This is a genomic window from Kribbella sp. NPDC048928 (assembly GCF_043197975.1).
GTDB lineage: Bacteria > Actinomycetota > Actinomycetes > Propionibacteriales > Kribbellaceae > Kribbella.
Genome location: NZ_JBICUC010000004.1, coordinates 77,893 through 102,558 on the forward strand (window position 1 = coordinate 77,893; position 24,666 = coordinate 102,558).

Annotated in this window: 26 protein-coding genes; 8 read left to right on the forward strand and 18 right to left on the reverse strand. The window is 69.5% G+C overall.

The window, feature by feature from the left end; all coding sequences use genetic code 11:
* Positions 1-74: 74 nt before the first annotated feature.
* The 4 genes from ACGFI6_RS18240 to ACGFI6_RS18255 all read right to left on the reverse strand — a co-directional run bounded on the left by ACGFI6_RS18240 (position 75) and on the right by ACGFI6_RS18255 (position 3,730).
* Positions 75-773 carry an aminotransferase class IV gene (locus ACGFI6_RS18240; protein ID WP_393119886.1) on the reverse strand — a complete coding sequence of 233 codons (699 nt, stop codon included), beginning with the start codon at positions 771-773 and terminating at the stop codon, positions 75-77.
* Complete coding sequence (gene pabB, locus ACGFI6_RS18245) at positions 766-2,145, reverse strand: aminodeoxychorismate synthase component I (protein WP_393119888.1); 1,380 nt, start codon at positions 2,143-2,145, stop codon at positions 766-768. Before pabB ends, ACGFI6_RS18240 begins: the two co-directional genes overlap by 8 nt.
* Before the next feature lie 28 nt (positions 2,146-2,173).
* Complete coding sequence (locus ACGFI6_RS18250) at positions 2,174-2,950, reverse strand: class I SAM-dependent methyltransferase (protein ID WP_393119890.1); 777 nt, start codon at positions 2,948-2,950, stop codon at positions 2,174-2,176.
* A 75-nt stretch (positions 2,951-3,025) separates the two neighbouring features.
* Positions 3,026-3,730 (reverse strand): metal-dependent transcriptional regulator, encoded by a 705-nt coding sequence (locus tag ACGFI6_RS18255; protein WP_393119892.1) that lies wholly within the window; start codon positions 3,728-3,730, stop codon positions 3,026-3,028.
* 66 nt (positions 3,731-3,796) lie between these two features.
* Between ACGFI6_RS18255 and ACGFI6_RS18260 the strand changes: the two genes are divergently transcribed.
* The 4 genes from ACGFI6_RS18260 to ACGFI6_RS18275 are packed head-to-tail and all read left to right on the forward strand — an operon-like array spanning position 3,797 to position 7,486.
* Complete coding sequence (locus tag ACGFI6_RS18260) at positions 3,797-5,113, forward strand: cryptochrome/photolyase family protein (protein ID WP_393119894.1); 1,317 nt, start codon at positions 3,797-3,799, stop codon at positions 5,111-5,113.
* Positions 5,114-5,169: 56 nt separating this feature from the next.
* Positions 5,170-5,562: a GntR family transcriptional regulator gene (locus ACGFI6_RS18265; protein ID WP_393119895.1), complete on the forward strand. Its 393-nt coding sequence runs from the start codon at positions 5,170-5,172 to the stop codon at positions 5,560-5,562.
* Entirely contained in the window at positions 5,559-6,437 is an 879-nt protein-coding gene (locus ACGFI6_RS18270) for an ABC transporter ATP-binding protein (protein WP_393119897.1), read from the forward strand. The genes ACGFI6_RS18265 and ACGFI6_RS18270 overlap by 4 nt, the downstream gene beginning before the upstream one ends.
* A complete protein-coding gene (locus ACGFI6_RS18275) occupies positions 6,434-7,486 on the forward strand; it encodes an ABC transporter permease (RefSeq protein WP_393119899.1) in 1,053 nt (350 codons plus the stop codon). The genes ACGFI6_RS18270 and ACGFI6_RS18275 overlap by 4 nt, the downstream gene beginning before the upstream one ends.
* Here the strand turns inward: ACGFI6_RS18275 and ACGFI6_RS18280 are convergent.
* From ACGFI6_RS18280 to ACGFI6_RS18290, 3 genes are all read right to left on the reverse strand, one after another.
* Entirely contained in the window at positions 7,452-8,699 is a 1,248-nt protein-coding gene (locus tag ACGFI6_RS18280) for an APC family permease (protein WP_393119901.1), read from the reverse strand. The two genes, ACGFI6_RS18275 and ACGFI6_RS18280, sit on opposite strands and share 35 nt — an antisense overlap.
* Position 8,700: 1 nt before the next feature.
* A complete protein-coding gene (locus ACGFI6_RS18285; protein ID WP_393119903.1) occupies positions 8,701-9,225 on the reverse strand; it encodes a hypothetical protein in 525 nt (174 codons plus the stop codon).
* Positions 9,226-9,300: 75 nt separating this feature from the next.
* The gene (locus ACGFI6_RS18290; protein WP_393119905.1) at positions 9,301-9,846 is read right to left on the reverse strand and encodes a hypothetical protein; all 546 of its coding nucleotides are present in this window, start codon (positions 9,844-9,846) and stop codon (positions 9,301-9,303) included.
* 43 nt (positions 9,847-9,889) lie between these two features.
* On the opposite strand from ACGFI6_RS18290, the gene ACGFI6_RS18295 reads away from it, so the two are divergent.
* On the forward strand, positions 9,890-10,177 hold the full coding sequence (locus ACGFI6_RS18295) for a hypothetical protein (RefSeq protein ID WP_393119906.1): 288 nt from the start codon (positions 9,890-9,892) through the stop codon (positions 10,175-10,177).
* 1 nt (position 10,178) lies between these two features.
* On the opposite strand, the gene ACGFI6_RS18300 is transcribed toward ACGFI6_RS18295, so the two are convergent.
* The 5 genes from ACGFI6_RS18300 to ACGFI6_RS18320 all read right to left on the reverse strand — a co-directional run bounded on the left by ACGFI6_RS18300 (position 10,179) and on the right by ACGFI6_RS18320 (position 14,747).
* The gene (locus ACGFI6_RS18300; protein ID WP_393119907.1) at positions 10,179-11,015 is read right to left on the reverse strand and encodes a ketose-bisphosphate aldolase; all 837 of its coding nucleotides are present in this window, start codon (positions 11,013-11,015) and stop codon (positions 10,179-10,181) included.
* 8 nt (positions 11,016-11,023) lie between these two features.
* Positions 11,024-11,938 carry a 1-phosphofructokinase family hexose kinase gene (locus tag ACGFI6_RS18305; RefSeq protein ID WP_393119909.1) on the reverse strand — a complete coding sequence of 305 codons (915 nt, stop codon included), beginning with the start codon at positions 11,936-11,938 and terminating at the stop codon, positions 11,024-11,026.
* A complete protein-coding gene (gene nagA / locus ACGFI6_RS18310; RefSeq protein ID WP_393119911.1) occupies positions 11,926-13,056 on the reverse strand; it encodes an N-acetylglucosamine-6-phosphate deacetylase in 1,131 nt (376 codons plus the stop codon). The genes ACGFI6_RS18305 and nagA overlap by 13 nt, the downstream gene beginning before the upstream one ends.
* A complete protein-coding gene (locus ACGFI6_RS18315) occupies positions 13,053-14,015 on the reverse strand; it encodes an ROK family protein (RefSeq protein WP_393119913.1) in 963 nt (320 codons plus the stop codon). Before ACGFI6_RS18315 ends, nagA begins: the two co-directional genes overlap by 4 nt.
* 105 nt (positions 14,016-14,120) lie before the next feature.
* Positions 14,121-14,747, reverse strand: coding sequence for a TetR/AcrR family transcriptional regulator (locus ACGFI6_RS18320; protein ID WP_393119915.1), 627 nt, complete (start codon positions 14,745-14,747; stop codon positions 14,121-14,123).
* Between the two features lie 238 nt (positions 14,748-14,985).
* Here ACGFI6_RS18320 and ACGFI6_RS18325 point away from each other — a divergent pair, with 238 nt between their 5' ends.
* Positions 14,986-15,696, forward strand: a complete 711-nt coding sequence (locus tag ACGFI6_RS18325) for a hypothetical protein (RefSeq protein ID WP_393119916.1) — start codon at positions 14,986-14,988, stop codon at positions 15,694-15,696.
* A 90-nt stretch (positions 15,697-15,786) separates the two neighbouring features.
* Here the strand turns inward: ACGFI6_RS18325 and ACGFI6_RS18330 are convergent, their stop codons facing one another.
* The 3 genes from ACGFI6_RS18330 to ACGFI6_RS18340 form a co-directional block, all read right to left on the reverse strand.
* Positions 15,787-16,806, reverse strand: a complete 1,020-nt coding sequence (locus ACGFI6_RS18330; protein WP_393119918.1) for an SPFH domain-containing protein — start codon at positions 16,804-16,806, stop codon at positions 15,787-15,789.
* Positions 16,806-17,096 carry a hypothetical protein gene (locus ACGFI6_RS18335; protein ID WP_393119920.1) on the reverse strand — a complete coding sequence of 97 codons (291 nt, stop codon included), beginning with the start codon at positions 17,094-17,096 and terminating at the stop codon, positions 16,806-16,808. Before ACGFI6_RS18335 ends, ACGFI6_RS18330 begins: the two co-directional genes overlap by 1 nt.
* 289 nt (positions 17,097-17,385) lie before the next feature.
* The gene (locus tag ACGFI6_RS18340) at positions 17,386-18,138 is read right to left on the reverse strand and encodes a TetR/AcrR family transcriptional regulator (RefSeq protein WP_393119922.1); all 753 of its coding nucleotides are present in this window, start codon (positions 18,136-18,138) and stop codon (positions 17,386-17,388) included.
* Between the two features lie 82 nt (positions 18,139-18,220).
* On the opposite strand from ACGFI6_RS18340, the gene ACGFI6_RS18345 reads away from it, so the two are divergent.
* The gene (locus tag ACGFI6_RS18345) at positions 18,221-20,401 is read left to right on the forward strand and encodes an MMPL family transporter (RefSeq protein ID WP_393119923.1); all 2,181 of its coding nucleotides are present in this window, start codon (positions 18,221-18,223) and stop codon (positions 20,399-20,401) included.
* On the opposite strand, the gene pdxH is transcribed toward ACGFI6_RS18345, so the two are convergent.
* Genes pdxH through ACGFI6_RS18360 form a run of 3 tightly spaced genes read right to left on the reverse strand, consistent with a single transcriptional unit; the run spans position 20,347 to position 23,390 of the window.
* The gene (gene pdxH, locus ACGFI6_RS18350; protein WP_393119925.1) at positions 20,347-20,991 is read right to left on the reverse strand and encodes a pyridoxamine 5'-phosphate oxidase; all 645 of its coding nucleotides are present in this window, start codon (positions 20,989-20,991) and stop codon (positions 20,347-20,349) included. The two genes, ACGFI6_RS18345 and pdxH, sit on opposite strands and share 55 nt — an antisense overlap.
* A gap of 13 nt (positions 20,992-21,004) precedes the next feature.
* A complete protein-coding gene (locus tag ACGFI6_RS18355) occupies positions 21,005-22,789 on the reverse strand; it encodes a hypothetical protein (RefSeq protein ID WP_393119926.1) in 1,785 nt (594 codons plus the stop codon).
* A 31-nt stretch (positions 22,790-22,820) separates the two neighbouring features.
* Positions 22,821-23,390 (reverse strand): hypothetical protein, encoded by a 570-nt coding sequence (locus ACGFI6_RS18360; protein WP_393119928.1) that lies wholly within the window; start codon positions 23,388-23,390, stop codon positions 22,821-22,823.
* A gap of 163 nt (positions 23,391-23,553) precedes the next feature.
* On the opposite strand from ACGFI6_RS18360, the gene ACGFI6_RS18365 reads away from it, so the two are divergent.
* The gene (locus tag ACGFI6_RS18365) at positions 23,554-24,666 is read left to right on the forward strand and encodes a citrate synthase 2 (RefSeq protein ID WP_393119930.1); all 1,113 of its coding nucleotides are present in this window, start codon (positions 23,554-23,556) and stop codon (positions 24,664-24,666) included.

Below are 24,666 nucleotides of genomic sequence, written 5' to 3' on the forward strand. Positions count from 1 at the left end.
AAATTGCCGCTAGGGCGTGCGGTGAGGTGCCGTGCCGAGTGCCCCGCAGTCGGCGCGGGGTCAGGAGGCACGCCCTAGGGGAGGTTGGTGGCGAGGGCTTCCAGGTGTGACTGCCAGAGAGGGGCTTGGGAGTTGGGGAGGGGGTCGATGGGGGATGGGCCCCAGGCGTGGATGGGGCGGATGCCGTGCAAGGCGTTGACGAGCCAGGCTTCGGTGGTGTTCCGGAGGGCGTCGGGGGTGATGGGGTGTTCCGACACCTCGACGTCTTCTGTGGCAGCGATCCGGCGCAGGAGCGTTGCGGTGACGGACGGGAGGAGCGGCCGGTCGGCGGGCGGGAGGCAGAGCGTGCCGCCCTCCCACCACGCGACGGCAGAGTACGCAGCCTCGAGCACGGTGCCGTCCGCGTCCAGCAGCAGGATCTCGTCCGCACGGTCGGGCGCGGACTCCTTGAGCTTGCCGAGCAACTCGAGGTCAGGCCCCTTCACCCGCGGCGCGGTCCGTGGATCCGGTCCGTCGAGTACGGCGACCCGCACCCGACCACCGATCGGCGGCGCCGGCCGCAACTGCACCGCCAACTCCCCCGACCCCTGCAGCTCGAACCGCGGGAACCACCGCCCGAACCCGGGCAACCGGCCCGTCTGCTCGTCCCAGAACCGTTCCGCATCCACCCCCGCCGCCGCACACGAACCGACGAACCGCTCCCGATGCAGGTCCAGCCCGCGAACCTTGCCATTGGCAACCAAGAACGAATCCGCCACCAGCAGTTCAGTCATCCACCACTCCCCCAGCCCGGGCCCCGACCGCAGCCGTTGCCTTCAGCACCATTTCGTCGTACTCCGCGACCGGGTCGGAATCGAGCACGATCGCACCCCCGGCCCCGATCACCGTCTGGTCCGGCGTCAGCACCGCCGTCCTGATCACCACGCTCAGGTCCGCCCGCCCGTCCACGGTCAGATAGCCGAGCGCCCCGGAGTACACCCCCCGCGCACTCGACTCGAGCTCGTCGATGATCCGCATCGTGCGGATCTTCGGCGCACCCGTCATCGATCCCGGCGGGAAGCACGCCCGGACGGCGTCCACGGCCGTCACCCCGTCGCGCAACCGTCCCCGTACGGTCGTCACCAACTGGTGCACGGTCCGGTAGCTCTCGACCTGCATCAACTGCGGCACCGTCACGGTCCCTGGGACGCTGACCCGGCCGAGGTCGTTCCGGATCAGGTCGACGATCATCAGGTTCTCGGCGCGGGTCTTGTCGTCCTCGGCCAGCGCCTTCGCGGCGAGCTGGTCCTGCGCCGCGTCGAGGTCCCGCGGCGCGGTGCCCTTGATCGGCCGGCACTCCGCCCAGCCGTCGGCTTCGACAGTCAGGAACCGCTCCGGCGAGGAGCTCGCCACCGCGAGGTCGCCGTACCGGAGGAAGGCGGCGTACGGCGCCGGGTTCGCGGAGCGTTGCCAGCAGAAGAACTCGAACGGGTCCGGTACGGCGGGCAGGCGCACGCGGTTCGTCAGGTTGACCTCGTAGGTCTCGCCCGCCTCGAGCTCCTCCAGGACGCGGGCGACCCCGGCCAGGTACGTCGTCCGGTCCTGCTCGAGGTGCGACTCGAGATCGAGACGGGCGATCGCGGGCGCGTCCACGCCGCCCATCCACCAGTCCGCCGCGGCCTCCTCGGCACGATCCAGCCAGGCGTCACCACTGTCGAGACCACCGTCGAGGTCACCGTCGAGGGCGACCAGGTGCGTACGGTCCCGGTCGTGGTCGATGACGACGAACCGGTTCGCCCAGATCCACAGTGCGTCGGGCGTCGGGGCCTCGTGGGCGGTCACGCCACCGGTCAGGGCCTTCAGCTCGTACCCGAAGTAGCCGACGTAGCCGCCGCAGAACAGGCCGGCAAGCTCCGGCGGCGGCTCGGCGGCGCGCTCCGCGAGCAGCTGGTTCAGCTCGGCGAACACATCACCGTCGGCGACATCCCGCGTGATGACCTCCGCACCGGCACTCGTCCCCAGGACCGAGACGCGGCGCGGCAGCCGATCCGTGAGGCTGCCGTCGAGCCAGAACGCGACCGGTTCCGCGGCCAGCAGCTCGCGGTAGACCGTCTCACCGTCGAGCGCCCGGTCGAGCGTCCGGACAGACCACCGCAGCACACTCACAGACACACGTTACCGACCCAGACGAGTGTCAGACAGTCAGAGCGACCTTCGTCCGCATGGCGGTAATTCGGCGGATCGGGATTGCTACCTCGAGGCCGTCCTTGGACTCGGCGCGGTCTGCGAGCCAGGCGGCCGCGGTGTCCCGCCGTACGTCGGGGGTTCCCGGGAGGTAGAGCGCGTTCACCAGGCGGAGCGCGTCGTCGCGGCTGCGGATCATGTAGACGTACCGCTCGCGCTGGCTCTCCATCACGTCGAAACCGGCGTGCTTCAGCTGATCCTTGAGCTCGGTGATCTCGCCGCCGGCCGGGAACTGCGGTGTCGACCGCAGCCGGGTGGTGAGCCCGCTCAGCGTACGGATGTCGCCGCGCCGCAACGGCCGGACCGCGGGAACGATCGCGGCCAGTACGCCGCCGCGCCGCAGCACCCGCGCCGCCTCCGCGAGGACGTCCGGGAGTGGCTGCAGGACCATCAGCCCCATCGAGCAGGTGACGACGTCGAAGACCTCGTTCGCGAACGGCAGGTGCAGCGCGTCCGCCCGTACCTTCGGCCCCGGCGCGCTCTCGAGCTGGGCCGCGTTGTTGTCCACGCCGACCACCCAGCGCCCGTACAGCTCCCGGGCGACCGGCCCGTTGCCGCAGGCCAGGTCGAGAACCCGGCGGGCCTCACCCGAGACCGCGCGGACCAGCCATCGGTACGGCGTGTGATCGCCCGCTACGGCACGCGACAGCAACGCCTCCGTGCTACCCGGTGCGGCGGTGTGGAACTCCCGCAGGTACTGCGGCCAATCGACAGGATTCTCAGACATTGCGGCCCGACGCTACCGGCAGACCACCCGATGTACCCCATCGGGTGCTCTGCGTTAACGCAGAGTTGACTGTCGTCAGACCCGGCTGACGAAGATGTGGCCCGCGGTCTCGTCGCTGATCACGCCGCCGGCCTCCCGGCTGCCGACCAGCACGCCCTCGGCGTCCAGCGTCGAGTCGACCTCGCGGCCCGGCAGGGCACCGGCCTTCCGCAGCACGGCCATCGCGCCGTCGTCGGTCTGCACCGGCTCGGCGATCCGCCGGACGAGCACCCGGACGCTCTCGCCGGTGGCCGTGTCGAGCACCTGGTCGAGCGGCTCGACGCCGACCCGGAAGTCCTCGATGCCGCTGGCCTGGTGGTCCTTCTGCAGCTCCTCGAGGCCCGGGATCGGGTTGCCGTACGGCGATTCGGTCGGGTTGCCGAGCAGCTGCAGGAGCCGGAGCTCGACCGCGTCGCTCATCACGTGCTCCCAGCGGCAGGCCTCGGTGTGCACGTCCTCCCACTCGAGCCCGATCACGTCCACGAGCAGCCGCTCCGCGAGGCGGTGCTTGCGCATCACCCGGACGGCCTGCTTGCGGCCGACGCCGGTGAGCTCCAGATGGCGGTCGCCCTCCACCTTGATCAGGCCGTCGCGCTCCATCCGCGCCACCGTTTGACTGACCGTCGGACCGGACTGGTGCAGCCGCTCGGCGATCCGTGCCCGCAGCGGCACGATGCCCTCTTCTTCCAGCTCGTAGACGGTCCGCAGGTACATCTCGGTGGTATCGATCAGGTCGGTCACGACAACCATTCTCACCTATGCAGGCAAGCCTTACCCAATTGCCGTGGGTACTGGCCGAGGATGAGCATGGTGACGACAGTGATGTGGTTCCGGCGCGACCTCCGGCTGGGCGACAACCCGGCGCTCCTCGAGGCGGCGGCCGCGGGCCGGGTTGTGGGCCTGTTCGTGCTGGATCCGTTGCTCTGGGAACGATCCGGCGACCCACGGCGCGAGCACCTGGCGGCGTCGCTGCGCAGTCTGTCGGCCTCGATGGGCGGGCGACTCGTCGTCCGGCGGGGGGATCCGGCAACCGTCGTACCGGCGGTCGCGGACGAGGTCGGCGCCTCGAGTGTGCAGATCAGCGCGGATTACGGCCCGTACGGACAGCAACGTGACGAAGAAGTTGAAGCCTCATTGAACTGTCCGTTGCTGCGGACGGGATCGCCGTACGCCGTCGCACCGGGGCGGGTGCTCAACCAGCAGGGACGCTCGTACCAGGTGTTCACGCCGTACTTCAAAGCCTGGCTGGCGCACGGATGGCGGCAACCGGTGGAACCGCCGTCGAACGTTGAGTGGGTCAAGGCGGCCAGTGAGGAGCTGCCGGACAGGGCACAGGGCGCAGGCGCCGGCGCCGGCGAGCAGGCGGTGCTGACGCACTGGCACGAGTACCTCGACGGCGTCACGGAGTACGACGACCAGCGCGACCGGCCTGACCTCGACAGCACCTCGCGGATGTCGATCCCGCTGAAATGGGGCGAGATCCATCCGCGGACGATGCTCGCCGACCTCGCGCGCAAACGCAGCGACGGCGCGAAGGCGTACGCCCGCGAGCTGGCCTGGCGCGAGTTCTGCGCGGACCTCCTGGCCCGGAACCCGCATGCCGCGTGGAAACCGCTGCGGCCGGAGTTCGAGAGGATGCAGTACGACGAGCCGGACGAACTGTTCGACGCCTGGTGCGCGGGCCGTACCGGCTTCCCGTTCGTGGACGCGGGGATGCGGCAGCTCGCGGAGACCGGGTTCATGCACAACCGGGTCCGGATGGTCGTCGCGTCGTTCCTGGTCAAGGACCTGCATGTGCACTGGAAGTACGGTGCGCGCTGGTTCATGCGCTCGCTGTACGACGGCGACCTCGCCTCGAACTCGCTGAACTGGCAGTGGGTGGCCGGCTGCGGTGCGGACGCGGCGCCGTACTTCCGGATCTTCAACCCGGTCGGCCAGGGGCTGAAGTTCGACCCGGACGGGACGTACGTCCGGCGCTGGGTGCCCGAGCTGCGGCACCTCGACGGCCAGGCAGCGCACGAGCCCTGGAGGCACGGCGGCGCCGGCGGCTATCCCGAGCAGGTCGTCGACCACGGCGAGGCCCGGCGCGAGGCGCTGCGGAGGTACGCCGCGATCCGCTCTTGACATCCACTTGCTCCAAACATCTATAGTGCTAGTTACCTAGATGAATGGGGTTACGGATGATCGAGTTCCATCTGGACGGGCGGTCGGGGGTCTCGCCGTACCAGCAGATCGTGCAGCAGGTCCGGAACGCGCTGCGGCTCGGCCTGCTGCGGGAGGGTGACCAGCTGCCGACCGTGAAGGACGTGGTCGCGGCGTTGGCAATCAACCCGAACACGGTGCTCAAGGCGTACCGCGAGCTCGAGCACGAGGGCCTGGCGCAGGCCCGGCCCGGGCGCGGCACGTTCGTCACCCGGACGCTCACCGACAACACGCTCGCCGCCCACGGCCCGCTCCGCCAGGACCTCCGCCGCTGGCTGGCGAAGGCCCGCAAAGCAGGCCTCGACGACGAAAGCATCGAGGCCCTCTTCCTGACCACCTTTCGGTCCGCCGCTCAGGAGGACATAGCGTGAGCGCCGTTCTGCAGGCACATGGGTTGGGGAAGAAGTACGGGCGGCGTTGGGCGCTGACTGATTGCGAGTTGGAGGTGCCGGCGGGGCATGTCGTCGGGCTGGTCGGGCCGAACGGGGCCGGCAAAAGCACTCTGCTCAATCTGGCGGTCGGGATGATCACGCCCTCCGCGGGGGCGGTAGAGGTGCTCGGGGCCGCGGCCGGTGCGCAGCAGGCGAAGGTCGGGTACGTCGCGCAGGACACGCCGACGTACGCGCGGCTGAGTGTCGCCGACCACCTCAAGCTCGGCGCGCGACTCAACCCGGCATGGGACGATTCCCTTGCCCAGCAACGGATCCAGCACCTCAAGCTGGATCCGAAGCAGCGGGCGGGCCGGCTGTCCGGCGGCCAGCGTGCGCAACTCGCGCTCACGCTCGGGCTGGCGAAACATCCCGAGCTGCTGATCCTCGACGAACCCGTGGCCGCGCTCGATCCGCTCGCCCGGCGCGAGTTCCTCCAGGACCTGATGGAGGCGGTCGCCGACCAGGAGCTGAGCGTCCTGCTCTCGTCCCATCTCGTCTCGGACGTGGAACGCGCGTGCGACTACCTGATCGTGCTGGTGGACTCACGGGTGCAGGTCAGCGGCGAGATCGACACGCTGCTCGGGACGCACTTCCGGCTCGTCGGTCCGCGGCGCGACCCGAAGGACCTGCCGCAGGACCAGGTCGTGGTGACCGCGAGCCACACCGACCGGCAGTCGACATACCTGATCCGGACCGACCGGCCGATCCTCGATCCGGCCTGGACGGTCACCCAACTCACGCTCGAGGACCTCGTACTGGCCTACATGGGCCGCGATGTCCAGCCCGAGCGCCCGGTGCTGGAGGTGCAACGATGATCTGGCTGACCTGGCGACAGTTCCGCGTCCAGTTCCTGGTCGTCGCCGCGGTGGTCCTCGCCGCGCTGATCTTCCTCGCGGCCACCGGTCCGGGCCTGCTCGACCAGTACCACGAGCTGGCCGGCAACTTCATCAAGAACCTCGGCCTGGAACGGCTCAATCCCTTGCTCTACCAGTTCGGGATCGTCCTGCCGTACGTCGTGCCACCGGTGATCGGCGCCTTCTGGGGCGCGCCGCTGGTCGCCCGCGAACTGGAGACCGGCACCCACCGGCTGGTCTGGAGCCAGAGCATCTCACGGTGGCGCTGGCTGGCCGTCAAGCTCGGCGTCACCGGGGTGTCCGCGGTCGGGCTGGCCGGGCTGCTGAGCCTGGCGACGACCTGGTGGTCGGCCCCGATCGACGATGCACTCGACGCCGGCCAGGACTCGAACAGCTACCTGCCGCGGATGTTTCCCAGCACGTTCGGCTCCCGCGCACTGGTACCGGTCGGGTACGCCGCGTTCGCGTTCGCCCTCGGAGTCGCGGTCGGCCTGGTGGTACGCCGGACGATCGTGGCACTGGCCGTGACGCTGGCGGTCGTGATCCTCGTCGAGATCCTGGCCCCGTCACTGATCCGGCCACATCTGCTGCAACCGACCGACAAGTACGTCGTCGCGACCGCGGACAACATCCGTGGGTTCATGATCAACGGCGACGAAAGCAATCCCACGGTGAAACAGATCGAGGTCGCCACCAACGCCGTGGGTGCGTGGAAGCTGTACGACCGGACCGTCGACAAGTCGGGCAATGCCCTGAACAGCCTGCCGAGCTGGACCATCAAGTGCGCGCCGGGCGGGCCCGGTCCGGGCTCGGGCAAACCGGCGGTCTCCCCCGCCGACCAGGCTGCCTGTTTCCAGCGGCTCGCCGACGAAGGCTACCGGCAGCACATCAAGTACTTCACCGCTGACCGGTTCTGGGCTCTGCAGTGGCGGGAGTTCGGGCTCTTCATGGTGCTGGCACTGTTGCTGGCCGGGTTCAGCTTCTGGCGGATCCGGCGCGACCTGTCGTGAACCGCCGTACCAGCAGGCCGGCGGCGAGGAAGGCCGCGGCGACGATCGCGGACGTCCAGGGCAGCGACACCGCGAGCACGACGCAGCCGACCAGGCCGATCACGTTCACCGCGCGCGGCCACCGGCGCTGATCGGCCGGCTGGGTGAACGCGGAGGCGTTCGCGATCGCGTAGTACAGCAGGACACCGAACGAGGAGAAGCCGATCACCGCCCGGAGATCGGTGCTGAGGACGAGGATCCCGACCACCACGGCGAGCGCGAGCTCGGCGTGGTGCGGGACCTGGTAGCGCGGATGTACGGCGGCCAGCCAGCCCGGCAGGTCGCGATTGCGCGCCATCGCGAGCGTGGTGCGGCCGATGCCGGCGATCAGGGCGAGCAGGGCGCCGAGACTCGCCAGCGCGGCACCGATCCGGACGACCGGTGTCGCCCAGGCCGCACCGGCCCCGTCGACCGCGGCCGCGAGGGGCGCCGTGGTCGACGCGGGGTCGCCGGTCCGGAGCAGCGCGAAGGCCACCGCGAGATAGATGCCGATGGCAATCACCAGCGCGATGCCGATCGCCCGCGGGATGGTCCGCGCGGGCTCCCGGACCTCCTCCCCCATGGTCGCGATCCGCGCGTAGCCGGCGAACGCGAAGAACAGCAGGCCGGCCGACTGCAGCACGCCGTACGGAGACGTACTCCCCGAGGAGTGGTGAACCGGCGCGGAGGAGTACAGCAGGACGAGGACGAGGGCCAGTACGACGAGGGTGCAGGTGACGAGGATCCTGGTCAGGCGTGCCGTTCGCGTGACGCCGCGGTAGTTGACGGCCGCCAGCGCGACCACGGCGGCGAGTGCGAGGAGGCGCTGCAGCCAATGGTTCGGTACGACGTACGTCGCGAACGTCAGCGCCATCGCGGCGCAGGACGCGGTCTTGCCGATCACGAAGCACCACCCCGCGGCGAAACCCCACCACTCGCCGAGGCGCTCGCGCCCGTACATGTAGGTACCACCTGAGACCGGATAGACGGCCGCGAGCTGCGCCGACGACGAAGCGTTGCAGTAGGCAACCACCGCGGCGATCAGCAGGCCGATCAGCAGACCGGACCCGGCGGCCCGAGCGGCCGGGGACCAGACGGCGAAGACGCCGGCCCCGACCATCGAACCCAGCCCGATCACCACGGCGTCGCCGACTCCGAGGCGCCGCGCCAGCGCGGGCTGCTGCTGCTGGCTCATGTCAGCTGCTCGCCGCCATCGCCGCTGCGATCTTCGACTCGGCATCGGCAACAACCTCCTGAGGAGCTTCCGGCATCAGATCCGCCCACAGCGGCAGCATCTCCTTGCGCGCCTCCAGCATGCCCAGCGGGCGTGGGTAGAACCACACATGGAAGTGCGCCGACCCGTCGCCCCAGCGGTAGACGTGCACCCGCGCGATGTCGCCGAGCCCGAGGATGGCCCGCTCGATCCGCCCGACCACCGGGCCGTAGCTCTGCGCGACCTTGTCCGGCAGGTCGGCGAACGAGTCGTGGTGGCCGCGGCTCGCCAGCCAGACCAGGCCGGGGATGGTGACACCGGTCGCGCGGCACAGCGCCCAGTTGTCGTCGGTCCACAGCGGCGGCTGATGCTCGGAGTGCTCGAAGTCGGCCAGCCAGTCGCACAGGCTGCAGTGCGGTCCGCCGGGCTCACCGACCCGAAGAGGTTCAGGGATGACGCGCGGCTGCGGCGCGAGGCGGACGAGCGGTTCGGCGTACGGAAGTGTCATGACGAGCTCCTGCGCTCTGCGGTGATGATGCCGTCAGTGAAACATGCTTGTTGCAGGAAATGCAACAAGTATGTTTCAGGCCTCGACGACGCCACGGAGCACCAGATCCTGGGTGAGCTGCCGGGACCGGGACCGCGACCAGTGGTGGCGGCCGCGCATGTGCACGTAGGTGAAGGCCGCGGAGACCATCAGGACCTCGGCCACATCGCTGATCCGGCCGTGCGGGTGCAGCGAGCCGTCGGCGGCACCCTCGCGGAGGAACCGCTCGAACGGGTCGAGGAACGACACCGGCCCGCTGCGCGCCTGCTCCTGATGGAAGACCAGGTCGGATGAAAGCATCAGCGGAAGGTGCCGGTCGATCACGTCGAACAGGGCGCCGAGCGTACGGATCAGGCCCTCGCGTCCGGAGCCCGAGGCGGCCAGCACCGGCCACATCGTGTCGCGGTAGTCGTCGGCCAGCGCATCCAGCAACGAGTCCAGCAGCGCCTCGACGGTCAGCCCCTGGCGCCACAGGGTCACGCGCGAGCGGCCGACCTGCGCCGCCACCCGCTCCAGCGTCACACCGGTCCAGCCGTGTTCGCGCAGAACGGCGATGGTCGCCGTACGCAGCGTCTCGTCCACCGCGACCCCTTACTCTTGTGCAACACGACCGTTGCATTGCACGATGACTGTACCAACGATCGAGGAGGTACGCGTGGACACCAGGACCGAGCTCCGGGTGCAGTTCACCGATCAGGAGCGCGCCGGGCTGAGCGCGTTCGCGGCCGGGCTGCGCGGCGTGGCCGAGGTCGAGCTCAGCGAGGAGGACGCCCTGGTCGCGGCGCTGGAGTTCGCGCTCACCCGGTTGATCGACGACTTCGAGGTTCCGGACCCGGAGGCCCGCGAACAGGTCCAGGTCGCGCGCGACAACCTCCGCGCGCACTGGATCCGCGGCGGCGCCTCGCTCGGGTAGGTCAGGCGGCCTTCAGTACGCCGAGCAGCCGGGCCACCTCGGCGGCTACCGCGTCGCGGGCCGGGCCGAGGTACTTGCGGGTGTCGACGAGCTTCGGGTTGCCGGCGAGGACCTCGCGGACCTTGTCGGTGAAGACGTTGTTGAGGTGCGTCGCGATGTTCACCTTGGTCATGCCGGCCTCGACCGCACGGGTGAGGTCGGGGTCCGCGACACCCGACGAGCCGTGCAGGACGAGCGGTACGGCGACGGCCGCGTGCAGGCGGGTGATCAGGTCGAAGTCGAGCGTCGCCGTCCGCTCGGTCATCGCGTGCGACGAGCCGACCGCGACCGCGAGCGCGTCGACTCCCGTCGCCTCCGCGAACGCCACGGCCTCCTCCGGACGGGTCCGGGCGCCGGGCGCGTGCACACCGTCCTTGCCGCCGACCTCGCCGATCTCCGCCTCGACGAAGACGCCGTGATCGTGGCAGAAGGTGGTCACCTCGGTCGTCGCCGCCACGTTGTCGGCGTACTCCAGCTTCGACGCGTCGTACATCACCGACGTGAATCCGAGCGTCACCGCCTCGGTCACCAGGTCGCGATCCATCGCGTGGTCGAGGTGAACGACGACCGGCACCGTCGCGGCCGCCGCAGCAGCGAGCGTCGCGACACCGATCGGTTTGAGCGCGCCGTGGTACTTCACCGCGTTCTCACTGATCTGCAGGATCACGGGCGCACCGACCTGCTCGGCGCCCGCGATCAGCGCGATCGCGTGCTCCAGCTGGATCACATTGAACGCACCAGCACCACGCCCGGCCTTCGCGGCGCTCAGCACCACCTCGGCTCCGGAAACCAACGGCATGCGTCCTCCTAGTTCACAGTCACTTGGGGTTGCCAGCGGCGGTATGCGGCCAAGTCGATGTCTCCGGCAACGGGCGTCAGCACGGCAGCCGCAGAAGCGGCAACAGCAGACTTGAGTACGACGGACCAGTCCGGCTCGGGCGCTTCGGCCACCGCGGCCGCGACCACCGCCGTACACGCATCGCCTGCACCCGTGGGGTTTCCGCGCACGGTCTCGACCGGCAGCGCCCGCCAGACGCCCTTCTTGCTGGCGGCAACCATCCCGCGCGTACCGTCGGTGATCACAGCGGCCGACGCACCGAGCGCAACCAGCTCGGACGCACCGTCCTCGACGTCCACATCGCCAACAGCGGCACGCAGTTCGGCAGCGTTCGCCCGCACGACGGCGCCGGCGCTCGCCGCGGCCTTCAGCGCCTCACCACCGGCATCGATCACGGACAGTACGTCGTGATGCCGCGCCCGGACAGCGAGATCGGCGTACGCGCCGGAAGGTATTCCGGGCGGCAGGCTGCCCGAGCACGCGAGCACTCCGAGCCGTCCCCACGGCATCCGGTCGCCGAAGGCACGCCACTCGTCCGACGTCACCGTCGGGCCGGCCTCGTTGAAGATCGTGGCGTCCCCGTCCACATCGTTGACAATGGCAACGGTACGGCGGCTCTCACCGGCGATCGGCGTGAGCAGCGCGGTCAGCCCCGCGTCGAACAGCTCCTCCGCGACCAGCTCGCCCGTCACGCCGCCGACGAACCCCAGGACGAGCGCCTGGTGCCCGAGCGTCGCGGCGACCCGTGCCACGTTCACGCCCTTGCCGCCCGCGCGCCGCCGGATCCGGTCGACGCGATGGCTGCCGCCGACCTGCAACCGGTCGACCTCGTACGTCACGTCCAGCGCGAGGTTGAGCGTGACGGTCCCGATCAGTCCAGCCACGTCCCCGCCCGCATGACCTTCTGGACGGCGTACCCGTCGTCGAGCAGCACCAGGTCCGCCCGCTTCCCGGTCTCGATCGAACCCACGTCGTACCAGCCGAACTGCTGTGCCGGCGTGGTCGACGCCATCCGCGACGCGTCGACCAGTGAGACACCGGCCTGGACGGCGTTCTTGTACGCGACGTCCATGGTCAGTGTGCTGCCCGCGATCGAGTGGCTGCCGTGGGCGAGCGTCGCCAGGCCGTCCTTCACATCGACCTCGAGACTGCCGAGCATGTACCGGCCGTTCGGCATCCCGGTGGCGACCATCGCGTCGGTGATCAGCGCGATCCGGTGCACGCCGGCCGCGGCGAGCGCGACCCGGACCACCTGCGGGTCCAGGTGCATGCCGTCGTTGATCACCTCGAGCAGCAGCCGCTCGTCGTTCAGCGCGGCGCCGACCGGACCGGGATCGCGGTGGTGGAACGGCCGCATCCCGTTGAACAGGTGCGTGGCCACCGTCGCGCCGGCGTCCGCGCCCGCGACCATCTGCTCGTACGTCGCGTCCGTGTGCCCGAGCGCGGCGACCGCACCCGCGTCGACCACCTGGCGGATCGCGTCCAGCCCGTTCTCGAGCTCAGGAGCGATCGTGACCATCTTGACCGCGTCGCTGAGCACCTTGGCGACGTCGTCCTTCAGCGGCGGCCGGAGCAGCGACGGCTCGTGCGCACCGCAGCGGGCGGCCGACAGGAACGGTCCTTCGAGGTGGACGCCCGCGATCACGCCGTCCTCGATCAGCTCCGCGAGACAGGCGGTCTGCGCGACCAGTTCGTCGAGCGGCCCGGTCACCAGGCTGGCGAGCGTGGTCGTCGTACCGTGCCGGGAGTGGAAGGCCGCGACCTTGCGCGCCTCCTCGGGATCGGTGGTCGAGTACGTCGACCCGCCGCCGCCGTGGGTGTGGATGTCGACGAAGCCCGGGACGACCGTCACGTTGCCGAGGTCCTCGGGCCGCTTGCCGTCGGCCGGCATCCCCTCGGACCGGCGGCCGAACGCGCGGATGTCCTCGTCCTCCACCTGGATCCAGGCGTTCTCCAGTACGTCGTCCGGAGTCACCACCCGGCCCACCCGGTACGTCGTCATCGGGTCTCCTCCTCGTTGGCGCGGTCCCAGGCCATCTGGGCGGCGCCGAGCATGCCGGCTTCCTCGCCGAGTACGGCGGCGACGATTTCCGGCTCGCGCTGGAACGTGAGCCGGGCGTGGACGCCTTCGCGCAACGGCTGCAGCAGCGTCTCGCCGGCGCCGATCAGGCCGCCGCCGATCGCGATCCGGGTCGGCGCGACCAAGGTCGTGTAGAGGACCAGCGCGTCGATCAGCGCGGCCAGTGCGTCCTGCCAGACCTGCGCGGCGTCCGGGTCCCCGGCCGCCAGCAGCTCCATCACCTCGCGGGCGCCGTCAACAGTCCGTCCGGTACGGGCCGCGTACCGGCGGGCCAGCGCGGCGGCGGAGGCGACCGTCTCGAGGCAGCCCCACTGACCGCAGGCGCAGAGCTCGGCGGCGTCGCCGTGGATGAACTTGGAGTGGCCGAGCTCACCGGCGTACCCGTCGCCGCTGACCAGGGAGCCGTCGACGATCATCGCGGCCGCGATGCCGGTGCCGAGCGGCAGGAACATCGAGTTCGTGGTGCCGGCCAGGGCGCCCTGCCGGAACTCGGCGTACCCGCCGGCGCGGACGTCGTGGGCGAGCACGATCGGTACGTCCTCGGCGCCTGTCGCCCGGACCGCTGCCTGCAGCTCGGCGAGGACCGGCGTACCGACCCACTCCAGGTTCTCGGCGCCGACGGTGCCGTGCTCGGCATCGATGACGCCGGGGACGACGACGCCGATGGCGCGCACCCGATGGCCCTCGGCGGTCGCCTTCTGGCCGAGCTCGACGACGGTCTCCAGCAGCGCATCGAGCACGGCACGCCCGCCGTCCCGGGCGTCGGCCCGGGGTGTCGGCCTGGTCTCGCGGTGCAGCACGGCACCGTCCGCGGCGACCAGGCCGCACTTCATCCGGGTTCCACCGAGGTCGACGGCAACCACGACTTCACAGGGGTCCACGGAGCGCCATTATGCAGGCTTAACCTCCAGTCCGAACATCCACGAGCAAAACCCGGACAAACTCACAGGACCACTGTGGGCAGGGGAACCACAGTTTTCCGGTGATCAGGTTCGCAGGCCGCGGTCGAAGGCGGCGACCAGGAAGGCCACCAGGTTCTCGGCGAGCTTGCCCGGGTCCTCGGGGCCGGGAGCACCCGGCGGCGGGGCGAGGGCCTGCGACTGGTGCAGGGCCAGCAGGCCCTGCATATTGACGTACCCGAAGGCGACCGCATCCGGTGCCGCCTGTGGGAGCGCCCGTTGCAGCGCGGTCAGGTACCGGCTCTCGACCGGATCCGACTCGGCCGCGTACAGCTCACGGATCCGCCGGCTCGGGTCGAACGCGATCCGGCCGATGAACCGCGCGACCACGGCACCACGCTCGCCCCGGCGCAGCACCAACTCCAGCCCGGGCTCCACGAACGCCCGGATAAGTTCCTCGGGCGTCGGCGTCCCGCCCGCTTCCAACTGGTCCAGCCGACGTCGCCGTTCGGTGTTGACCGGCGTCATCGCCCGCCCCACGGCGGCCCGCAGCAGGGCTTCCTTCGAACCGAAGTGATAGTTGACCGCCGCGATGTTCGCGGCCGCCGCGACCGTGATGGCGCGCAGCGAGGTCCCTTCGTAACCCCCTTCACCGAACCGTTGCTCGGCGACGTTGAGCAATCGCTCCCTGGTCGTTTCGACCGGTGTTTCCACAGAGTTCTCCTTCCCCCCGACCACCGCTCGCGCAGGCACCCCACCTGCTCACGCGCAGTAGCCTGCAGTCAGCATAGTTCAAACGGTCGTTTGAACTGGAGGGCTCAGCTCGGTTATCTCCGAGAAATCCTCAGATTTCTCTGAACCCCATTTCTTCCCAGCACCCCCTCCCTTCACACCTCCACCACACTCAGTGCACGCCTCGGTGGAATCTGTTAGTGGGTTAGGCTCGGCGCCCATGAGTTTGGTGCGGGTCGAGCGGCGGTTCCAGGGGCCGGAGCGGTCGGGCAACGGCGGGTACGTCGCCGGTCTGGTCGGGACCGCGGTGGCGGCAGAGCTGGACGGATCGCACGTCCCGAAGGTGACGCTGCGGATGCCGCCGCCGCTGGACAAGGACCTCGAGCTCGCGGACGGCCGGCTCACCGACGGCGACGTACTGGTGGCCGAGGCCGTGCCCGTCGACAGCGACTTCCTGACCGACGCGACGATCGATCCGGTGCTGCCCGAAGAGGCCCGCGCGGCCGAGGCGTCGTACCGGGGGCTGCACGACCACCCGTTCCCGACCTGCTTCGTCTGCGGACCGGCGAACCAGAACGGCCTGCAGCTCAAGCCGGGTCCGATCGGCGACGGCCGGACGGCGTGCACCTGGGAGCCCGCGGCGGATCTCGCGACCGACGGTCTCGTCGACGAGGTGTTCCTGTGGGCGGCTCTCGACTGCCCCGGCGGCTGGACGATCGACCTCGAAGGACGACCGTCGGTCCTCGGCCGGCTGACCGCGTGCATCGACGCGCGCCCGCAGGCCGGCGAGGAGTGCGTCGCGCTCGGCCGCTACCTCGGCGAGGACGGCCGCAAGACGTTCACCGCGAGCACGCTGTACGACGCCGACGGCCGGGTCCTGGCCCGCGCCAAGCACACCTGGATCACGGTCGACCCGGCCGCCTTCAACTGATCCGGTTCTGCACGCAGGCAGAAGCCCGCGAAACCGGGCCAAAACGGGCCGAAAACGGGGGTTCTGCCTGCGTGGCGGTCCGTACCGCTACTAGCGCGCCGGTTGGGTGGCGTTCGGGACCTGGGTGGTGCCCGGTCCGCCGCCGGACTGGTTCGGCGTCGGCTGGGTGGGGGTCGGCACCGGGATGCTGACGTTCCCGTTCTGCGGGATGACCATGAACTGGATCTTGCCGGACTCGATCGCGGACTTCAGCAGGTAGCCGTTCGGGCCGAGCAGCTTGACCTGCTGCTGGACCGACTGCAGCTCCACCTGGACCTGCTGGTTCTTCTGCTCCTGGGTGGCCTTCGCCAATTCGGCGCGCTGCTTCGCCTCGAGCCCGTCGATGATGCCCTTGTCCAGCGGCATCGGCTTCTGGATCGTGAACGACAGCTCACCGCAGTCGTTGCTGCCGTTGTACCCCGGACCGCAGAAGTAGTCGCCACCGACCGCGGCCGGCAGCAGCCGGGTGAACTCCTTGGCCGCCGCGGACTGGAACTGCGACTTCTTCGCCTCGTTGTTGTACAGCTCGGCCCAACCGTAGGTGGACGCGATCGCGGCCAGCGCACGGTCGATCTGCGGCCGGAAGTAGCTCTGCAGCATGTCGTTCCAGCCGCGTTCCTCGTACGCGTCGGTCTTCAGCCCGATGCGCTCGTGGAACGACTTCAGCACGTTCTGGTCCCGGTTCAGCGTGAAGTACACCTGGACGCGGACGCCGAGCCGGACGTTGTCCTTGCTGACCACCGTCACCTCGTCACCGGCGTCGGTGTCGGCACCGTCGCCGCCGATGATGTACGAGCGCTGGTCGATCGGGTACGTGTACACGGTGTCGCCCGGGCCGATCAGCTTGTTCGTCGAGCCTGGCGGGATCACCGACTTGAACTTCTTGTCCTCGATCACGCCGCCGCCGTAGTGCAGGCCGATCCGGTTCGCGTCGGTGTTCGCGAAGTTGAAGATGTTGAACAAGATGATCAGCGCGATCACGCCGACCACCAGGCCCCCGATCACCTTCACCTTGACGCTGCCGCCCCCCTTGGGCTTGATCGCCGCCGCAGCGTTCCCCAGCTTTGCCATCAGTCGTCGGTCTCCTTGCGATCCACTAGTCGCCGGACATCGGCGATGGTCAGGTCGGCGGTGACCGCGACGTCGCGCGGCACCGACGGATGCGAGCTGAGCGTACGTAGCCCCTGCTCCGCAGCCGCGACTGCCCGCTCGAGCGCCCTGACCTCCTGCATCAGTGCCCGGTGCTCGTTGTTCAGTTCGGTCAGAGCCTGCTCCGCGTTCACCGCCCGGCGGTACGACGCCCACGCGAACCAGGCCGTTCCGATCAGCAGCACGATCGCCGGCAGTCCGAGTCTGATCATGCCGTCGATTGTGGTTCATCCCAGGGCGAAATCCGGTTGAAGGACGAACGTGGCGGCAGTAGGTTCTCAGTACACGCGAAGGGAGGTGGTCCAACGCATGAATTGCTATCGGACTCGTGAGGTGGCGGCGGGCTAACCGCCAACCACAGTTAAGTGGGCAAGTGGTCGGCCAATTCAACGCCAGCCACCGGGCCTGCGGGCAGTCAGGTAGTCCGCCTGACCCTGAGCGTTCCGGCCACCCGGCCGGTCGGTTCTGGAAGCGCCCGCAGGCTTCTTTCTGTTCTGAGGCTTATTCCGGGGCCGGGCAGTCCAGCCCGAGGGCCAGGCCGATCTCGTAGAGCTGCGCCTCGAAGTAGGCCGCAGCATCCGGCAGGACCCAGTGCAGCTGGCCGAAGACCTCCATGCAGATCAGGCCGTAGAGCCGCGTCCAGTACGTGAGCGACAGGTAGATCGCCCCGGGCGGCATGCCCTGGAACTCCTCTGACTCCGCCGCCAGCTGCGCGACGAGCTCGGCGCCGAGCCGTTCCTCCGGTGGGTACGGGAACGGCTTCCAGTGCCAGATCTGCGCGACCAACTCCTTGAACAGGCCGCCGAACCGCATCGCGGCCTGATGCCCCGGCGTCTCCTCGTGGTCGGCGGCGTCCGGGCTGAGCACCGCCGTACCGAACAGCAGCGTGAACTCCGCCGGGTGTGCCAGGCCCCAGTCGCGGAAGCCGTTCGCCAGCAGATAGAGCCGGGCGCCGAGATCCGCGTCCTCGTCGCTGCACTGCAGGTCCATCAGCGCGCCCGTGAGCTCGTCGTACAGGTCCGCGATCAGCGCCCCGATCAGCGCCTCGTGACTCGGGAAGTAGCGGTACAGCGCCGGCGGGGTGAGGCCGAGCTCGCGCGCGACCGCGCGCAGGCCGACCGCCGACGATCCACCGTTGACGAGCAGCTTGCGCGCGGCCGCCTTGATGTCGGCCAGCGTCGCCGCCCGGCGCCGGTCGCGTCCGGTCCCGCCCGAGTCCACGCGGAATTCCTCCTTGACATGAGTCCAGGTCACGAGTCTAGAGTGAACACCGTTAACAGTTAACGCTGTTCACTCATACTTCTGCGGTTCAATCTACGCCCTGGGGGACAGTTTCGTGTTCGAGGCACTCGGCCGCTTCACGTACCGGCGGCGCCGTCTGGTGCTCGCCCTGACCGGGGTCTTCGTGGTGCTCGGGCTCGCCTGGGGCACCGGCGTGTTCGGGTCGCTGGCGAACGGCGGCTTCGACGCGCCGGACACCGAGGCCGCGAACGCGGTCAGGACCATCGAGCAGAACGTCGGCCGGACCGGCACCGACGTGGTCGTGCTGTATCGCAGCCCGTCCGCGACCGTGGCCGACCCGGCCTTCCGGCAATCGGTCGAGAACCACCTGTCCGGGTTGCCGCACGCCGACGTGACCGGCGTCGCGACGTACTGGAGCACCAAGTCGCCGGCGTTCGTGTCGAAGGACCAGCACAGCACGTACGCCGTGCTCACCCTGGCCGGTGCGACGCAGGAGGAGCGGCTGGACACGTTCCACAGCATCGCCGCGCAGGTACGTTCGCAGGCGGACGGGCTGGAGACCAAGGTCGGCGGCGAGGTCGCGGTGTTCGACGAGGTGAACACCCAGACCGAGCACGACATCGTGAAGGCCGAGTCGATCTCGACGCCGATCGTGCTGATCCTGCTCGTCCTGGTCTTCGGTGGTCTGGTCACCGCCGCGCTGCCGCTGTTCGTCGGCGCGCTCGCGATCCTCGGCGCGTTCGTGCTGCTCCGCGGCCTGTCCGCGGTCACCGACGTGTCGATCTTCTCGATCAACATCGTCACGATGATCGGCCTCGGGCTGGCAATCGACTATGCGCTGTTCATCGTCACCCGGTTCCGCGAGGAGCTTGCGCACGGCAACGATATCGAGACCGCGCTGACCGCCACGATGGCGACCGCCGGGCGGACGGTGGCGTTCTCCGGCGTGACGGTCGGGGTCGCGATCAGCAGCCTGATGCTGTTCCCGGTGATGTTCCTGAAGTCGATGGCGTACGGCGGTGTGGCGGCGGTCGCGATCGCGATGATCGCGGCGCTCACCGCGCTGCCCGCCCTCCTGGGCGTACTGGGGCATCGGGTGAACAACCTGCGGATCCTCAAGACCCGTAAGGCTTCCGCGGAGCACGGCGCCTGGTACCGGCTCGCGCACAGCGTGATGCGGCGGCCCGTGCGGTACATCGTGGTGCTCGTGCCGGTGCTGCTCGTGCTCGGCATCCCGTTCCTGGGCGCGCAGCTCGGCGGCGTCGACCACCGGTCCTTGCCGGCCGGGGCGACCTCGCGGACCGTGACCGAGACGCTGCAACGGGACTTCCCTGGTGCCGGCGGCACGGACATCTACTCAGCGGTGCGATTCGACGCTGCTCCAGGCGATCCGGCGGCGGCGTTGGCGCCGTACATCGCGTCTCTGAAGCAGGTGCGGGACGTGGACGACGTACGGCTCGGTGGGTACAAGAACGGTGTCGCGTCGGTCGTGACGCACACCCGCTTCACCGGGCAGGAGTTGGCGGCGCGGGACGTGGTCCATGGTGTACGTGCAGTGCCGGTGCCGGCCGGGACGCAGGTGCAGGTCGGTGGTGAGACAGCGGCTGTGATCGATCTACTCGACGTGCTGAAGCAGCGCGCGCCGTATATGGCCGGGTTCATCGTGGTGGTCACGTTCGTGCTGCTGTTCGTTGCCTTCGGCTCCTTTGTACTGCCGGCGAAGGCGTTGCTGATGAACGTACTGTCATTGTCCGCGGCGTTCGGTGCGATGGTGTGGATCTTCCAGGACGGGCACCTGTCCGGGTTCCTGGACTTCACACCGGCCGGCTTCCTGGACGCGACCAACCCGGTGCTGCTGTTCGCCGTGCTGTTCGGGTTGTCGATGGACTACGAGGTGTTCCTGCTCAGCCGGATCCGGGAGGAGTACGACAAGACCGGCGACAACACGCAGGCGGTCGCGCTCGGGCTGCAGCGTACCGGCGGCATCATCACGAGCGCGGCGCTGCTGCTGATCATCGTGGTGGCGGCGTTCTCCACCTCGGGCATCGTGTTCGTGAAGATGATCGGCGTCGGGCTGGTGATCGCGATCGCGCTGGACGCGACGATCGTGCGGGCGCTGCTGGTGCCGGCGACGATGCGGCTGCTCGGCCGTGCGAACTGGTGGGCGCCGGCGCCGCTGGTGCGATGGTGGAAGCGGCACGGCTTCCGCGAGATCGACGATCAGGGCTGGAGCCGGGACAGCTCCCAGTCCTCGCCGGAGCTCGCGCGGCGGTAGGCCAGGCGGTCGTGCAGGCGGCCGGTGCGGCCCTGCCAGAACTCAACCGTCTCCGGGGCGACCAGGTAGCCGCCCCAGAAGTACGGTGTGGAGATCCCGGTGCCTTCCGGCCACTGCCGCTCGTACGACTCGTACTGCAGGTCGAGCTCCTCGCGGGACGCGACCGGCTGGCTCTGCTGCGACGCCCAGGCGCCCAACTGCGAGCCCCGCGGGCGACTGGCGAAGTAGTCGTCGACCTCGTCGGTGGGCAGCTTGGTCACGGTGCCTTCGACGCGGACCTGACGTTCCATCGCGTGCCACGGGAAGACCAGCGCGCACCTGGGGTTGGCGGCCAGGTCGTCGCCCTTGCGTGACTGCTGGTTGGTGTAGAACACGAAGCCGCGCTCGTCCACCCGCTTCAGCAGTACGGTCCGCGCCGACGGGCGGCCGTCCGCGTCGGCCGTGGCCAGCACCATGGCATTGGGCTCGGACAGGCCGGCCTGGCGCGCCTGCTCCAGCCAGGTCTGGAACTGCACCACCGGGTCGGCGTCGACCTGGCTCTCGAGCAGCTCACCCAGTCCGTACGTCTCCCGCATCTCCGCAAGGTCCACGCATCGAGCGTACTTACGCCCGTCGCTGCAACTTCCGGTAGGCCCTCCGCAACCTGCCGTTCGGTGCCGGGGTGATGTAGCGGTTCACCTCGGCCAGATGCTCGTCGAAGGTCGCCCGCCAGAGCGCCTGGCGCAGTGTGGCCTCACCGGTCGCCGAGCTGGCACCGACCGCCGAGGCAGCCCACAGGGTGTCGAGCGGCTCGAAGCCGTCGACGTGCTCGAGGAGCTGCTCGATCTGGTCTCGGTCGGCCGCGTCCGCAAGACAGCGCACCTTCGGCGTTCGCCGGGCGCTGACCATCGGGTTGGGAGTGAAGTACGGCACGTCGGTCCACTCCGGGACCAGGCGCCGTACCAGCTCCTGATGGAGTACGTTGCCGACACGTTGCGCAGGGTCGAGCGCGAATGCCGCTCGTACGAACGAGGGGATCAGGAGCGGCGAGACGATGCCAGTGCGCTCCCCTGCCGTACTCCAGCGGCGGAGTCGTTCGTCGACGAAGAAGTAGTCGAGCATCGTCGCGTTCTCGATGCCTCCGTGGACGGCGGTCCGCAGTACGTGCTCGATCTGTTGCGCGACTGCGGCCCGTGCCTCCTCGGTCGGCCCGGCGGTGGCAGGTACCAGCCGCGTCTGCAGGTGGTTGCTGAAGGCACGCAGCTTGCGCGGCAGCTGGAGTGCGTCGAGCTGCTGTACGTCGTGCGGGTAGAAGTACCCGTGCGCGACCTCGCCGCCGACACCGTTGATGGTGAGGTCGTCCTGCGTCCTGGGAGGTGTGTGGAACAGGTAGCTGGATGGTCGTAGCCCTTCCGCGTACCGGTGCCAGCTGAGGGCTCGGTTGATCATCTCCAGCGGCTGCGGCCTGGTTTGGGTGATCGTCCTGCGGCTCACCACCAGCTCCACTGGTTGCTCGAGGTGCGCTACGAGCGACTCCGCGACTTGCAGCTCACCTGGTACTGCGTCGCAGCTGTTGAGCTTCACGTCGACACCTGCGGCGAGGAAGGCGCCGGCAACGACTCGTGAGTCGCGGCCACCGCTCAGGTCGACGGCAGGTTGCCCCGGCCACAGGGCCGCCACCGAACGCGCCACGTCCTGCAGGGCCGCTGCTGTCTCCTCTGCGGCGCTCGCGGTGTCTGTCTTGTCGGTCGACCACACGCTGGTGGTTTCGATCCGGCTGACGGCCCGTTGCTGACGGTAGCCGTCGGCAACGATATGCGTAGCGCCCGGGACCGCCAGCACACCTTCGTACGGCGTGCTGTCGTCCATGAACCAGCCACAGGCTGCAGCGAACGTCCAGCCCCGTGATGCGGCCGCGGCCGGTACGCCGGCGAACAGCAGCGCCGCCACGGGCCGATTGGTCCAAACCCATCCGTCCGGCACCCGGAGCTGGAAGAGGCGTCCGACACCGACCGAGTCGGTGAAGAGGTCCAGACGCTGCGCTTCCGGGTCCAGGACCGCCATTGTGAACGGCGGCGCCAGTTCGAGGAAGTCGCCCGGAGCGCGCCGTACTGCCTTGGCCAGCAAGGCAGGAGCGTCGTACGGCGCCACGTCCCCGATGACACGTTGATAGCCGAGTGGTGCGTGCACGCTCGCCACCCGGAGGTCGCCGGCGTCCTGCCAGGACGGCCAGCGACACGTACGGTCCGGGCGATCCCACACGTGCAGTCCGACCGACTGGCTGTCGTACCCGTGGTGATCGGCCGTGTGCTGCCAGAGATCGCCGTAGTACGCCGCGACCCGCGCACACCCGGCAGCGGCCCGCGCCCGCGCGTCCTGCGCGAAGGTGTAGGCGATCAGCGTCTCCATGCAGAGCCAGATGCAAGCCCTGCGGTGAAAGTTATCGCGGTGGTTGCTGGCCCGGGTACTGCGGCGGCTGCTGCTGGCCCGGGTGCTGTGGCGGCTGATAGGGCTGCTGGCCCGGGTAGCCACCCCACTGCTGCGTCTGCGACGGGAACGTGTCCTGCAACTGTCCCTGCGGAAGCCTTGCCAGCTTGGCGTCCAGGGCCCAGCGCCGGATGCCGACGAGCAGCAACGGTATGCCGAGCAGGATGAGCGACCCGTCGTACATCATGTAGGTGCCGCCGAGCTTCGAACCGGGCAGCTGGAAGAGCTTCACGAAGTCGAACGACTGCCGCATCGGCAGCAGCATCGTGACCAGCGCCACCACGGTCAGCAAGAGTCCGGAACCGGTCGTCACACCGGCGCCGATCGACGGCACGATCATCAGCACGCCGAGCACCGCCGCGATCAGGACCAGCAACGCGAGCCACGGCAGCATCGAGGACTTGCTGCTGAACATCTGGATGCGCATGACCAGCCGGAAGGCCGTGTAGGAAGCGACGAGCAGCGCACCGTAGGTCGCGATGACGCCGATCACGAGCCCGAGGGCGGGGAGGGGCTTTGTCATGCGCCGACACTAGACCTCTCACCGGTCCACCCCCGACCGGCCGAACCCGTCACAAAGCTGTCCGCTCGCCGACGCGGAGAACTATGCTGCCTGAGCGCCCAGGATGCGCGGGCTGTCTGGTGTGCCCGCGTCCTGACCACGAGGACGAGGGAGTCGTAGTCGTATGTCTGATCCGAGGACCGAGGTGCAGCACGGGCTGGAGGGTGTGATCGCGTTCGACACCCAGATCGCCGAACCGGACAAGGAGGGTTCGGCGCTCCGCTACCGCGGTGTGGACATCGAGGACCTGGTCGGCCGGGTGCCGTTCGAGAACGTCTGGGGCCTGCTGGTCGACGGCGCATTCACGCCGGGTCTGCCGCCGGCCGAGCCGTTCCCGCTGCCCGTGCACACCGGCGACGTGCGCGTCGACGTACAGTCCGCGCTCGCGATGCTCGCACCTGCCTGGGGTCTGCGGCCGCTGTACGACATCGACGACGTGCAGGCCCGCGAGGACCTGTCGCGCGCGGCAGTGATGGCGTTGTCGTACGTCGCGCAGGCAGCCCGCGGTACGGGACAGCCGATGGTGCCGCAGCGCGAGGTGGACAAGGCGCAGACGATCACTGAGCGGTTCATGATCCGCTGGCGTGGCGAGCCGGACCCGAAACACGTGCGGGCGGTCGACGCGTACTGGACCTCCGCTGCCGAGCACGGGATGAACGCGTCGACGTTCACCGCTCGGGTGATCGCTTCCACCGGCGCTGATGTTGCTGCGGCGCTCTCAGGTGCGGTCGGCGCGATGTCCGGGCCGCTGCACGGCGGTGCGCCGGCCCGGGTGCTGACGATGATCGAGGGCGTCGAGCGTTCCGGCGATGCCCGGGCGTACGTGAAGGGTCTGCTGGACGCGGGCGAGCGGCTGATGGGCTTCGGGCACCGCGTGTACCGGGCCGAGGACCCGCGGGCGCGGGTGCTTCGCCGTACGGCACGTGAGCTGGCCGCCCCGCGGTACGAGGTGGCCGAGGCGCTGGAGCAGGCCGCGCTGGCCGAGCTCCGCGAGCGCCGGCCGGACCGGGTGCTGGAGACGAACGTGGAGTTCTGGGCGGCGATCGTCCTGGACTTCGCGGAGGTGCCGCCGCCGATGTTCACGTCGATGTTCACCTGCGCGCGTACCGCGGGCTGGAGCGCCCACGTCCTGGAGCAGAAGCGCACCGGCCGGCTGATCCGCCCGTCCGCGATCTACTCGGGCCCGCCGACCCGCCCCGCCGACTCCATCGAGGGCTGGGACACCAACTGGGCCTGA

Excerpts from the sequence above, each read along its gene's own strand:
- ACGFI6_RS18240 (WP_393119886.1), bottom strand. The coding sequence starts at position 773 with ATGACTGAACTGCTGGTGGCGGATTCGTTCTTGGTTGCCAATGGCAAG.
- ACGFI6_RS18250 (WP_393119890.1), bottom strand. The coding sequence starts at position 2,950 with ATGTCTGAGAATCCTGTCGATTGGCCGCAGTACCTGCGGGAGTTCCAC.
- ACGFI6_RS18260 (WP_393119894.1), top strand. The coding sequence starts at position 3,797 with ATGGTGACGACAGTGATGTGGTTCCGGCGCGACCTCCGGCTGGGCGAC.
- ACGFI6_RS18265 (WP_393119895.1), top strand. The coding sequence starts at position 5,170 with ATGATCGAGTTCCATCTGGACGGGCGGTCGGGGGTCTCGCCGTACCAG.
- ACGFI6_RS18275 (WP_393119899.1), top strand. The coding sequence starts at position 6,434 with ATGATCTGGCTGACCTGGCGACAGTTCCGCGTCCAGTTCCTGGTCGTC.
- ACGFI6_RS18280 (WP_393119901.1), bottom strand. The coding sequence starts at position 8,699 with ATGAGCCAGCAGCAGCAGCCCGCGCTGGCGCGGCGCCTCGGAGTCGGC.
- ACGFI6_RS18285 (WP_393119903.1), bottom strand. The coding sequence starts at position 9,225 with ATGACACTTCCGTACGCCGAACCGCTCGTCCGCCTCGCGCCGCAGCCG.
- ACGFI6_RS18295 (WP_393119906.1), top strand. The coding sequence starts at position 9,890 with ATGACTGTACCAACGATCGAGGAGGTACGCGTGGACACCAGGACCGAG.
- ACGFI6_RS18300 (WP_393119907.1), bottom strand. The coding sequence starts at position 11,015 with ATGCCGTTGGTTTCCGGAGCCGAGGTGGTGCTGAGCGCCGCGAAGGCC.
- nagA (WP_393119911.1), bottom strand. The coding sequence starts at position 13,056 with ATGACGACGTACCGGGTGGGCCGGGTGGTGACTCCGGACGACGTACTG.
- ACGFI6_RS18325 (WP_393119916.1), top strand. The coding sequence starts at position 14,986 with ATGAGTTTGGTGCGGGTCGAGCGGCGGTTCCAGGGGCCGGAGCGGTCG.
- ACGFI6_RS18330 (WP_393119918.1), bottom strand. The coding sequence starts at position 16,806 with ATGGCAAAGCTGGGGAACGCTGCGGCGGCGATCAAGCCCAAGGGGGGC.
- ACGFI6_RS18335 (WP_393119920.1), bottom strand. The coding sequence starts at position 17,096 with ATGATCAGACTCGGACTGCCGGCGATCGTGCTGCTGATCGGAACGGCC.
- ACGFI6_RS18355 (WP_393119926.1), bottom strand. The coding sequence starts at position 22,789 with ATGGAGACGCTGATCGCCTACACCTTCGCGCAGGACGCGCGGGCGCGG.
- ACGFI6_RS18360 (WP_393119928.1), bottom strand. The coding sequence starts at position 23,390 with ATGACAAAGCCCCTCCCCGCCCTCGGGCTCGTGATCGGCGTCATCGCG.
- ACGFI6_RS18365 (WP_393119930.1), top strand. The coding sequence starts at position 23,554 with ATGTCTGATCCGAGGACCGAGGTGCAGCACGGGCTGGAGGGTGTGATC.